Genomic DNA, 11,765 nt, shown 5'->3' with positions numbered 1-11,765 from the left:
AGCGTATCCTAATATTATCGTTTGTTACCTATACAGAATCTATATCACTCACATCAATCTTTGGTGTGAGGCGAGTTATATCGGCTATAAACAAAAGTTATGCCCGACTAAAAACAATAAACCCCAGTGCGATGACTGGGGCTTATTGGACCGCTGACAATAGATAAATTGATTGTAGTCGCGCTTAGGCTTCTGCAGCCTTTGGCTCATTGGTTTCCACTATCGACTCTTTCAATAAGCCGGCGTAAATGCCATTGTGAGCCACTAGCTGCTGGTGATTGCCCTTTTCAACGATCTCACCTTTCTCTAGCACTAGTATGCTGTCTGAGTGACGTACCGTACTCAAGCGGTGAGCAATCGCTATCACGGTTTTCTCTTTGAACAGACGCTGCATCGCTTTTTGAATGAGATCCTCGGTAATGGAATCTACCGAGCTGGTTGCCTCATCTAGCATCATCAGTTGTCCACCTTGGGCGACAGCTCTAGCGAACGAAATCAGCTGCGTCTGCCCTACTGATAGGTTTGCCCCGTTCTTATCTAATTGGAAGTCATAGCCTTGAGGCAGCTGTTCAATAAACTTATCGGCATAAACATAACGCGCGGCCTGCTCAATCTCAGTACTTGATAGATGTTCTTTACCTAGTGCGATATTGAAAGCAATCGTCTCTTCGAATAAATGCACATCTTGCATCATCATCGAGAACAGGTGTGCCGAGTCTTCACTAGAGATTTGAGAAAGCTCAATACCGTTCAGCAATATGCTGCCTTCGTAATCTTGGTAAGTTTTAGAAATCAAACGGAGAATCGTTGACTTGCCGGAGCCTGTAGAGCCCACCAGTGCAATTTGGTGTCCTTTTTCCAAGACAAAAGAGACGTTCTTAAGCACATAGGGAGAATCATCTTTATAACGAAAACTAACGTTCTTAAATTCAAGGCTTTCAAACTGCTCTAACTGCTTAGCAACCTTCTCTGACGACAGTAAATTACGTCCTTCTTCTTCGGTCGGCTCAACAAACAACTCTTCGATATGATCGAAGGCCGCAAATGAGCTCTGAATGGAAGCAATTTGCGAAGTAAAGTCGCGGATCGGCACGAACACTTTTTCTAAGGTATTAATGAAGGCAATTAACACACCTAAAGTCAGGGCACCCTCAATCACTTGTTCAGAGCCATACCAAATCATTACCGCGATGGTGATGGATGTGATGCCAGAAATAAACGAGAACAAAATCGCATCGTATTTATTGATCTTTTTCTGTGCTCTAAGAAACTCGTCGGTATAGCCCTGGTAACGTTGTTCTACTTGCTCTTCTGCTCGGTACATCTGAACGGTTTTCATGCCAAACAACACTTCTTGCAAGAAACCAATCCCTTGAGCCAATGACGAGCGAGTTATCTTATACAGAGCACGAAGACGATTTCGAACGTGCACAGTCAGATACATAACCGGAGGCATGATGATCAATACGATCAGCGTAAGCTTCCAATCAATTAAGAACATCATGACCAACAGCGCAATGGTGTTAATGCTGTCTTTTACCAAACCGACTACCGACTGAACAAAAGTCTCGCCGATGGTTTCTAAATCACTGGTTAGGCGCGAGAGCGTGACGCCAATTGGAGTGTTATCAAAATAGCTGCGTGGCAACTTCAAAACACGAGCAAACAACACTGAACGCATGTCAGTGATGGTGTATTGACCCGTTTTACGCAGGTTATACGCGTAAGTGGTGTCCACGACATAACTGGCGATTAGCACGGCTACCAGGTAGAAAACGTATTCTAATAGCCCATCCATATCCCCATGGCTCAACTGAACGTCGATCACTTGGATGATCAACCAAGGGAACAATAAGCTCGTGATGACAGAAAGCGGAAGCATCGCAATGCCCAAAATCGCGGAGCCTTTGTATTTCTTAGCAAACTTAAAGAAATGCTTTAGGTACTTGAGGTCAACACCCTTTAACATGCTGCTGCCTCCGTTTCATTTTGCTGTAATAACCATGTCTCGTAGTAGTAATCGCAAGTTTTCAGTAAGGTTTTATGGTCGCCCTTAGCAATCACTTTCCCTTCATTCAACACGATGACTTCATCCATATATTCAAGTGCATTAACACGATGTGAGACGACAAGGACTGACTGATTTTCCAACCGCTTAAATAGGCCTTCTAAAATTTTTCTCTCTGTCTCGTAATCAACCGCAGACAAAACGTTATCCATAATGATGAGATCGGTTGGCTGTAATAGAGCACGAGCAATACTGAGGCGCTGTTTCTGCCCTCCTGACAGCATAATGCCCTTCTCACCCACCAAGGTTTGGTCACCCTGCTCAAAGCGTGTCACATCGCTGGCTAATTGGCTTAGCTCTAGCACTTCATCAACCTGGCTTTTTGCTAGCTCGGTATCGGTGCTACCAAAACGAATATTCGCTTCAACAGTCGCTGAGAACAGGTATGGATCTTGGGTGACGGTTTTGACGTAACGACGCAAATCGCTGCGCGAGAAGCTAGTAATATCTTTCTCACCCAGCAGTACTGACCCTTGGGGAGTATCTAAGTGGTGATTCAAACAGTTTACCAACGTCGTTTTGCCCGCACCGATTCCACCCAACACACCGACTTTCTTACCTGCGGGAATATCAAAGCTGATGTCATCGAGAATCAGACGCTCCTCACCCGGGTAACTAAAACTAAGGTTATGCACGGAGAACGTTTTACCTTTAAGAGATTCAACATCGAGCTCCGAAAGCTTCTGCTCATCAAGCTCTGGAATTTTGGCATTCAGAATAGTTTGTGCGCTTTGAATACCGACCATACCGCGCTGATAAATCGTCGCAATTCGTCCTAATTGCATCAACGGCATGGCAAGCAAAACTGAGTAAGTTAGGAACGCTGTGATTTCACCTAGGGTCAGTTCCTGTCTCATCAACATAAAGCCACCTAAACCTAAAATAATGATTTTCATCAGGTCATTGGCGTAATCGAGAACAGGCATAAAGAAGACTTGGATACGCGTTATTTTAAGGCGGCATTCAAGCAACAACTGATTCAGTTTCTCAGTTTCCGCTCTTACCCAAGGTGACATCTGCTGACTTTTAATCAGGTCAATTCCAGACAAATAGCTCATCAGTTGTGCAGACAAGTTTTGCAGTCGCTTCATATGCTCTAGATGGAGCGTTTTCATACGCTTAAAGCCCACTCGGAAAATCACGAAAGCGATTGAAATCGGAATGATCGAATACAGGGTTAGTTCTGGCGATATACGCCACATGTATAGCGGCGTTAACGATAGAGCGAGCAACGCATTAAAGAATTGCAGAAAACCAACACCAAACATCAAACGAATACCACTTAGGTCATTGTTGATGATTGAGATTAAACGACCAGAAGCAAAGCGCTCGTGAAAGCTATTTGGCAAGCGGTTGAGCTTTTGTAGAAGCGTGGTTTTGAGTGAAGCTTCTGTGATTCGCCCAGGATTGAGCGCATAAATGCGAGACAGAATCCTAACGACGACCATTGCAACCGACATACCAACCACAATCCATACATAAGTCTGTAGCTGTTGATGACCACTTGAGGAGGCATCATCGATTAAATCTATTGCCAGTTGGATATAACGAGGGATTTCTACTTGTAACCAGTTAACGAGAAAAATGAACACAACCGCAAGTAAATAAGAGGTGCGATTCATGCGCAAGTAATGGGCAATAAACTGTCTTTTATTCATAGCATTCTTTATTGAGGGCAAGCGTATAGCTATTTGGTGATTTTGCTTGGAAAGCACTTCACGATATGGAAAAGATACATCAAAAACACTTAGTTGACAATATCAACCACATTCAATAATTCGTCATCGCTATTCATTTTTCGTATTGTATAAAAAACTTTGCCGCCAAATATGGCGGCAAAGGTATTAGAAGTAATAATTCAAAGCTAAGGCTCCAGTCCAGTATTGACCTTACAGAAGCACATCAACTTTATCATTTTCAATATTAAACGAGCTCTTCACTTCACTGCCCAATGCTGATGGGTACCAAACTTCTACCCAAACTTTATCAACATGGTTTGGCAATAGTAGCGTTGTTGAAAAGTCGGTATCTTCATTGATAGGCATTCTTAGCACCTGAGATGTGTAGTCAACTACGTCGCCTTCAAACTCAGTGTATAAACTCATGAAGCCTCTGGAGCTTTGCGAACTCGCCACATCGACAGTCACAGCCACCTCCCTCTCAGTTGAGAAATCAAACCCTTCCGGTACTGTTAGCTCTACCGATCTCAACACTTGTGCCGCAGGCGCGACGCTAGACGTCACTGTGTTATTGCCAGCAGATGATGTGTTGCCTGATGAAGAATCATCCGCTGGTGGGACAGAGCTTGGAGCCGATGCAGTAGAGCCACCACCTCCGCCGCCTCCGCCACACGCTGCAAGGAAGACAAGAGTCACACTACTTAGCATTAGTTTTGATAATTTCATAAATCCTCCTTGATTAATCTTCAGTAGACCAAGTTTTGTCTGAGTTAGGGTTTAGATACCAAGTCGGTTTAGAAGAACCGCCAGAGGTCGCCCATTCAGCAAAATCTGGGAACGCTTCACTGATATCAATGTACTCTGATGGGTGATTCCAAGGAGATGAAATTAAAATACCCCAAGGCATGTTTTGCGTAGTTCTGTAGTATTTTCCACTACTTGGATCTGAATCATCTTGTGCCACACCGTAAAAGTCGCTGACTAACGTACCACGTGAAGTTGGTGGAAGATCCGCAGTGTGAATCTCAAGATCTTTACCCGGAGAGCCGGTAAAGCTAGAGCCATGGTAATATCCTTCACCCGGACCGAAGATGAACGGGTCGAAACCACTCAATGGTAGCAGTGAGCTCACCGTTGGTTGATCGTCGTCGTTAAACGGTAGTGAGATGCTGAATGTCATTTGGTCTGACTCAAGAGACGGGTTACATGATGGGTTGGTACGGTGGAACATACACTCATCGTTGATCGGGATGTCATTTCTCAAGTTCAGTGAAGCAACAACAACAAGGTCTCCTCCTGGTGATGCAACCGATTTATCTTCGCCAGTAAACGGTGAAATATTCACACGAGTTGCGCCGTTTTTCTGCACTCTGGCAGTCTGCAAGTCAACATCCGACTCATCAAAGCCACTTAGTTTCCAACCTAAGCCATTACCGTAAGAGGCACCGTAGGCCATGATGCTACCGCTAATATCCATACGCAAAACAGCATCATCTTTACTTAGAATGGTGGTTCGGTAATAAACAACAACATCATTTAAATCGAAGTCACCCACTTCAGGCCAGTTATCTTCGAACGCTGCAGTGTAGTAGTTAGAATGTTGGATAGTGGTTCCCGGATCAGTGACGTTAAACACGTAATCCTCGACTTCCCCATCACCTACATAACCATCACTCGGAATATTAGGGCTGCTCGCTAGACGGAAACGTGTTTGCACAGTCCCCACGCTTGCATCATCAGCTACTCGAATTGGAACCACTTGTCCCCCTTCGACGACCGAATGGTTTTTCAATATTTGCTCATCATCATCGAAAGTGCCGCTCAAGTCCCAGTCAGCCCAAGCTTGTAAGTAACCATTACCCACAACATTGACGTTGATGAGACTATCCAACCCGATTTCTAGGTTAGTCAGCAGCGTGATACCGTCATCATCATTTCCGTCAACATCCAAGTCATCGCCATTTGATAAGGCGCCCGGTTGTCCGTCAGAATCAGCATCAATGCTAGCCCCTAGATAGAGAGTTGAAGAGACAGCATGCTCTGCACCATTGCTTGCCTGTAACGTTCCGTAGGTATCTGGCGCATCACCAAAATCAGACTCGTCCGAGCTCTCGATTGGCGTAGTAAAACCGCTCAGGTCCCAGTTACCATCAAACGCTGAGAAAATTGGGTTAGGAAAACTACTACTGCTAGAAGTGACGGTTTCAAACTGTAAGGTAACAATAGAAGTGTTTTTATAGATGAATTTAACCGCACCTGATGTGTCAGTTTCTGAATAGTTAGTACCTGGGCCTGTGAATAGAACGGAAGTTCCATCAGCACTCTCTTCGGCGGTCAAGCTGGCACTTGCACTACCCAATTGATAACTGAAAAAGCCTTCGCTTTTAAATACTCGAACTTGCTCTGATTGAACGGGCTCGCCATCAATGTCGTAACCGATCATTTCAAACTCAGGAATGGTGTAAGGAACCGAGAACGTACCAGACAGACCGTCTGTTCCGTCAAAGAACTCAAAGGTATAAATCAAACCTGCAGATCCGGCAGAGTTAGTTTGATAGAGGAAACCAATATCGCCAGAGGGCTGAGTTGAGCCTACCTTATAGTTGGGAGCATGGAACATAAATGTTGCGTCACCAAAAACGCTACTGGATACCTTAGCATCAATGGTTTTCCCATCATGAGTACCGACATTGAGAAAGTGCATGGAGGCGCCATCGTAGGTTGGTCCAGCCCAACCACTACTTCCGTTCGTTGACTCTATATGGTTTGAAAAATCCAAATCCACTATGGTTGCGTGGACTGGGACGCTAACTATTGCGCCAATGAGGTAGATAATTTGCTTGTATTTCATAGTAAACCTCGACTTCTTCTTCGCTTAAGCGATTTCCTTGAAAAGTACGTAAACTCTGAACGGCAAAGCTAAATAAATGTCTCCCTAAAATCTGATGCTACGAGACAAAGGATGTCTACTTTTATTATTTTGGGTGCCGACAAAACGAGCTGCATAAAAGAATTAAGCAAGAGAAGAGCCAAGTTTTTGAACACTTAGAAAATAAACCTAACACATTGAAAGTAGGTCTCTATTTTTCTATAAGCTTATTAAAATCAAGAATAATTAAACACTTTCTTCAAAATAGGAATCAATTTGATGAGGGAGTGAGTCAACTTGACAGCTTGTCATTGAAGGGAGTGCGAGAAGTAAACTCCAAGCGAATAAAGGTGTAGTTCAAACAGCAGGAAGCTGCGTGAAGCTGGAGAAATAATGGCTGTTGGCTGTAAACCAAGTTGGATGACAGTGAGCACTAACAATGAACTGTTTAAATCCAGGGTGAGTTAAACAGTTCAAAGGTCATTATCGGTTACACTTTAGTTACAGCTGAACACTTAATTCCGTGCAATTACTGCAAACTAAGGTTTGGTGAGGTTAAAGCATTTCTTTCGCGATCAAATGTAACAAAAACGTCTCGCGCTCAATGCTCATACCCTTTTTAGGGCTTTCAGCCATCGTCTTTTCATTATGAGCAATTGCTTCATGGATGTTCATCCACACAGGCTTCATTCCGTTTTTAACTTCGTAATCTTCGTAAGCCGTCTCACCAAGTTCACGATCGATCTTGCACGAATAACAGTAGGAAATCATATGCATGATATCTGCATCATCTTTATACCAAGGACGAAACTCTTCAAAAATACCAAACGGCTTAATGCCATGAATGTTCTTTGCACCCGTCTCTTCTTCAAGCTCTCGGACCATGCCCGCAATCACGTCTTCGCCTTCATCTAGGCCGCCACCAGGAATGGTGTAATCGTGATAACGCTCGGTATACAGCATCAGAATATCTTCACCATCTAAGACAATCGCTCTGGCGGCATTACGCTTGTAAACTGTTTTGTTATCTAGGTGGTCGATATCTGGGTGAATGGTGGTTTTTAGATGTCTCATGGCTCTGACTGCTCAACTGAATTTGGCGGCATCATATCATAATCATTCATAGATTCGAGGTTCATAGCCGTTCACATCAACACACCTTCTAACTTTGTACCCCACAGCCGATAAGCAAGAAAACATCACATAGCCTCTGAAAAGCCTCCACTCAACAATTAATGCCCTTCTATAACCCGGCTAGCTTAGCTTGATCTAGCCCTCAAAAAGCAGCTAAACATGGCGAAATATCAACCTATTTCAATATCTTGACCAAATTAGAACAACCTTTTCTGAAATCTAAAATATACTCATTTGATAGAGCTTCTAATTGGGTTCTGTAGAACTTAACGTATTCAACTATAGAGTTATCGCGTAGGAGATAAACATGAAGAAAATTGGTTTGATGGCTGTATTTGCCGTTGTATTAGGTGGTTGTGCAAACGACTATGCAGAGTATAGCGAAGGCCAACGTGTTTCAGTTGCTAATCCAGCGGCCGTTTATTGTGTTCAACAGGATGGCGAATTAGACACGGTCACTGAAAACAATCAACGCACCACTTATTGTGTTTTTGATGACGGTGAACGTATTGAGCAGTGGGAGTACTACCGAAATAATCATGAGCAAGAATCAGAAGCTAAAAGTGAATAGCGCTCCACTCTGATACCCACCAATCCCTCCCCTTTTTAATTCAACCAATTACGTAAACTGGCTGCCAACTGGCAGCGGTTTACCGTATATACACACCAATTGTACACTGTTTTATTGCTAACATTTCTCTGACATTGTCAAATTCCAAGCAGATAGAATGCCGGCCTGTTACAAATATTTACAGGTTGAATTGAAATGAAAAACCATTCTAAAACGAAAGAGCAAACTCACATGTCTTTTGAACTCCCTGAGTTCACCCTTTCTCAATCGACCTCTCAAGTGATCTATAAGCGCTGCCAAACCGCTTTAGTCGTTCTCGCTATTGGTATTATTGCTAACTTAGCGCTCAGAATTGATTTTGTATTGTTGAACGGAAATGTTGGTGAGATCTCAGTGACAGAGATGTTGCAACAGCTGCTACTTATCGTAACTTCAGGTTCTTTTGCTTACCTTGCGAGAAAGAGAAGTGAAGTGAAACACGCTGCGGTTCTCATTAGCGCCTTCTTCGCTGTGATGTTCATTCGTGAAATGGATTTTTGGTTCGATAAGATCGCACACGGTGCATGGGTTGTTCCTGCTGCGTTAGTTGCTGGTAGCGCTATTTTTTATGCTGTAAAAAATGGTAAGCGTACTATCGATCAACTTGCCCTTATTTTGGCTTCTCCGCACATGAACCTGCTAGTGACAGGCGTAATGCTACTGTTAGTATTCTCCCGCCTATTCGGCATGGGGAGCTTTTGGCACAATGTGATGGGTGATGATTACGTTCGTGCGGTTAAAAACATTGCAGAAGAAGGCACAGAACTACTCGCCTACTGCTTAATTGCGTTTGCTAGTCTAAAAACAGTTCTTGGCATCATCAGAAAAAAATAACGATTTATCGCCACCAGCGATGAGTATGATCCGATTCAGGGTCTAACAATCGATTCAGAAAAGTTAGGTTGGTATCTAGTAATGCTAGGTACTCCCTGACTTTTTTTATATCCGTACCTACTGGAGTGCCTCGAATACAGCCTTCCAGTACCGGAAGCAGACTTTCCACGATACTAAACTGAGATAAAGTTCCTACTGAGCCTTTTGCTTTAGCCAAGGCTTCCAAGGAAAGCCTTTCTGGCTCCGCCCTGACAATCTCCAAATCTCGTTCAAACGCTCCTGCACATACTCCTTCGAGATACACTCGGTACGTTGTAAGCATATCCATCAATAAAAACAGCTGCCCTTGAGCTGTTTGGTGCGGATATGGCACTGCAACATGAGCATCCAACTTTCGGTCTATCCGCAGCTCAACACCAAGCGCTAAGCATTTCTCGACGAGAACTTTTAGTAACCCTTGCTCGTCCATCAGTTCTTGAATTTCGAAGATGCGTTGCAAGTGATAGTCGTTCGACACAAACATTACCTTTACACTTTGCCCGCGCGCAAACAGCCCACTTTTTATCATCTCAGCAGCTAAGTTTTGGATATTTTCTACAGTATTCGTTGAAAGCTGCTCCAGTAAAATTGCCCCCAAAGTAAACGGGACTTCACGAAGGCTTTCAAGCTCACGAAAATATCGGTGCATTGCATCGGCTTCCGAAACACTCTGCCCTTTGGTTACCCCACCACAAAAAGCGACCGCTGTGGACGAGTGAGACTCTATGCTCAAGGACTCCGCTAGGTACTTCGCCAAAGCATCAACTCGACTGATTCCTTCCTCAGTCAATTCATTCTCATTAAGCCGTTTACCCAGCACAATAAGGAGGTTATTAATGCTCATTTTATGTTCAAGTCTCGTTTTGGGGATTAGATGGAGTGAATTATGTATACAATACTTGTTAACAAAAGTATTTTGAAATTCTTATAAGTTACTCGCAATAATGCTCACTATTGCAGAGCGACATAACAAGTAACTCGAGAATCAAAGTGCAGCTTCAAAGCAAAATAGCACGCTCTTGGGTTTCTCACGACTACGTTGGTTAACGTTAGTTTTAAACAGAGAACGCTTTCACACAAATAAGTGAAACGAACAAAATACAAATTTTACACAGAGTTCGTCCATCGAACCGTCTTCACAGGAAGTTACTATGCTGTCTATTTTTGATATCTATAAAATCGGGGTTGGGCCTTCCAGCTCCCACACAAATGGACCAATGATCGCAGGGTTTAATTTTACCCAAAAGATTGAATCTGTACTTGACCAAGTTACCCGTATTCAAATCGACTTGTACGGCTCACTATCATTAACAGGTATCGGCCACCACACTGACCGCGCAACCCTGTTAGGTCTGCTTGGCAACCGCCCAGATACCATCAAAATAACCAGTGCTAACCTAGCAATGCGTAAAGCGATTGAAGACAAGTCTCTTATGGTGAGCGGTCATCATGAGATTCACTTCGATGTTGAAAGTGACTTACTGTTCCACAAAACCAACCTGCCGCTTCATGAAAACGGTATGACGATCTCTGCGTTTGATACGAACGGTAAACTTCTGGATATGGAAACCTACTACTCCATTGGTGGCGGTTTCATCGCAACGGCAGACGAGCTGCAAAACGGCAAACAAGAGTCTGAAACCCAAGTTGAGTTTCCTTTCTCATCGGCTGACCAACTCCTTGAACTGGCTGACAAAAACGGAATGAGCCTTGGCGGCTTAATCCTGCGCAACGAAGTATCCTTTCAAGATATGGAAGCAATTGACCAAAAAGCCGACCAGATCTGGAAGGTGATGTCACTGTGCATGCAGCGTGGCTTTGATACTGAAGGCATCCTAGATGGTGGCCTTGAAGTAACACGTCGAGCACCCGCTCTTTTGAAAAAACTAGAAGCGAATGCCTCCATTGAAAACGATCCTATGGAGATCATGGATTGGATTAACCTATTTGCCTTTGCCGTAAGTGAAGAAAATGCTGCTGGTGGCCAAGTAGTGACATCGCCAACGAATGGTGCGGCTGGCGTTATCCCTGCTGTTTTAATGTACTACCATCGCTTTATCAAAGAGCTTGATACCAAGCAGCTCAAAGACTTCTTAGCGGTATCTGGCGCTATCGGTATTCTATATAAAACCAATGCGTCGATTTCGGGTGCCGAGGTGGGTTGCCAAGGCGAAGTCGGTGTATCTTCGTCAATGGCCGCTGCTGGCTTAACGGCCCTTCGTGGTGGTAGTAACGAGCAAATATGTATTGCTGCTGAGATCGCGATGGAGCACTCACTAGGCATGACCTGTGACCCAATTGGCGGCCTGGTTCAAGTACCATGTATTGAGCGTAACGCGATGGGCGCAATGAAGGCGATCAACGCATCACGTATGGCACTAAAACGTACGAGTAAATGTCTTATCTCGTTAGACAAAGTTATCGAGACCATGTACCAAACAGGTAAAGACATGAACAAGAAGTACCGTGAAACGTCTTTGGGTGGCTTGGCGGTCATCCATATGGCACCGCCGTGTGAATAAATGAGATACC

The 11,765-nt window shown here is 43.9% G+C and carries 9 protein-coding genes; 3 read left to right on the top strand and 6 right to left on the bottom strand.

From position 1 onward, the window contains the following. Positions 1–184: 184 nt before the first annotated feature. The 5 genes from L0991_21895 to L0991_21875 form a co-directional block, all read right to left on the bottom strand. On the bottom strand, positions 185–1,969 hold the full coding sequence (locus tag L0991_21895; GenBank protein XGB64668.1) for an ABC transporter ATP-binding protein/permease: 1,785 nt from the start codon (positions 1,967–1,969) through the stop codon (positions 185–187). After that, positions 1,963–3,726, bottom strand: coding sequence for an ABC transporter ATP-binding protein/permease (locus tag L0991_21890; protein ID XGB64667.1), 1,764 nt, complete (start codon positions 3,724–3,726; stop codon positions 1,963–1,965). The genes L0991_21895 and L0991_21890 overlap by 7 nt, the downstream gene beginning before the upstream one ends. Before the next feature lie 231 nt (positions 3,727–3,957). Beyond that, a complete protein-coding gene (locus tag L0991_21885; GenBank protein ID XGB64666.1) occupies positions 3,958–4,473 on the bottom strand; it encodes a hypothetical protein in 516 nt (171 codons plus the stop codon). Between the two features lie 13 nt (positions 4,474–4,486). After that, the gene (locus tag L0991_21880; protein ID XGB64665.1) at positions 4,487–6,598 is read right to left on the bottom strand and encodes an LruC domain-containing protein; all 2,112 of its coding nucleotides are present in this window, start codon (positions 6,596–6,598) and stop codon (positions 4,487–4,489) included. A 573-nt stretch (positions 6,599–7,171) separates the two neighbouring features. After that, positions 7,172–7,690, bottom strand: a complete 519-nt coding sequence (locus tag L0991_21875) for an NUDIX domain-containing protein (GenBank protein ID XGB64664.1) — start codon at positions 7,688–7,690, stop codon at positions 7,172–7,174. Positions 7,691–8,057: 367 nt separating this feature from the next. On the opposite strand from L0991_21875, the gene L0991_21870 reads away from it, so the two are divergent. After that, positions 8,058–8,321 carry a DUF333 domain-containing protein gene (locus L0991_21870; protein XGB64663.1) on the top strand — a complete coding sequence of 88 codons (264 nt, stop codon included), beginning with the start codon at positions 8,058–8,060 and terminating at the stop codon, positions 8,319–8,321. Between the two features lie 195 nt (positions 8,322–8,516). Further along, positions 8,517–9,194 (top strand): hypothetical protein, encoded by a 678-nt coding sequence (locus L0991_21865; protein ID XGB64662.1) that lies wholly within the window; start codon positions 8,517–8,519, stop codon positions 9,192–9,194. Between the two features lie 4 nt (positions 9,195–9,198). Here the strand turns inward: L0991_21865 and L0991_21860 are convergent, their stop codons facing one another. Continuing rightward, positions 9,199–10,077 carry a YdcF family protein gene (locus tag L0991_21860; GenBank protein ID XGB64661.1) on the bottom strand — a complete coding sequence of 293 codons (879 nt, stop codon included), beginning with the start codon at positions 10,075–10,077 and terminating at the stop codon, positions 9,199–9,201. 307 nt (positions 10,078–10,384) lie between these two features. Here L0991_21860 and L0991_21855 point away from each other — a divergent pair, with 307 nt between their 5' ends. Continuing rightward, positions 10,385–11,755 carry an L-serine ammonia-lyase gene (locus L0991_21855; GenBank protein XGB64660.1) on the top strand — a complete coding sequence of 457 codons (1,371 nt, stop codon included), beginning with the start codon at positions 10,385–10,387 and terminating at the stop codon, positions 11,753–11,755. The last annotated feature ends 10 nt before the right edge of the window (positions 11,756–11,765 follow it).

This window comes from Vibrio chagasii, assembly GCA_041879415.1.
Taxonomy (GTDB): domain Bacteria; phylum Pseudomonadota; class Gammaproteobacteria; order Enterobacterales; family Vibrionaceae; genus Vibrio.
This window is presented reverse-complemented; position numbering and strand designations above follow the sequence as displayed.

Excerpts from the sequence above, each read along its gene's own strand:
- L0991_21895 (XGB64668.1), bottom strand. The coding sequence starts at position 1,969 with ATGTTAAAGGGTGTTGACCTCAAGTACCTAAAGCATTTCTTTAAGTTT.
- L0991_21890 (XGB64667.1), bottom strand. The coding sequence starts at position 3,726 with ATGAATAAAAGACAGTTTATTGCCCATTACTTGCGCATGAATCGCACC.
- L0991_21885 (XGB64666.1), bottom strand. The coding sequence starts at position 4,473 with ATGAAATTATCAAAACTAATGCTAAGTAGTGTGACTCTTGTCTTCCTT.
- L0991_21880 (XGB64665.1), bottom strand. The coding sequence starts at position 6,598 with ATGAAATACAAGCAAATTATCTACCTCATTGGCGCAATAGTTAGCGTC.
- L0991_21875 (XGB64664.1), bottom strand. The coding sequence starts at position 7,690 with ATGAGACATCTAAAAACCACCATTCACCCAGATATCGACCACCTAGAT.
- L0991_21870 (XGB64663.1), top strand. The coding sequence starts at position 8,058 with ATGAAGAAAATTGGTTTGATGGCTGTATTTGCCGTTGTATTAGGTGGT.
- L0991_21865 (XGB64662.1), top strand. The coding sequence starts at position 8,517 with ATGAAAAACCATTCTAAAACGAAAGAGCAAACTCACATGTCTTTTGAA.
- L0991_21860 (XGB64661.1), bottom strand. The coding sequence starts at position 10,077 with ATGAGCATTAATAACCTCCTTATTGTGCTGGGTAAACGGCTTAATGAG.
- L0991_21855 (XGB64660.1), top strand. The coding sequence starts at position 10,385 with ATGCTGTCTATTTTTGATATCTATAAAATCGGGGTTGGGCCTTCCAGC.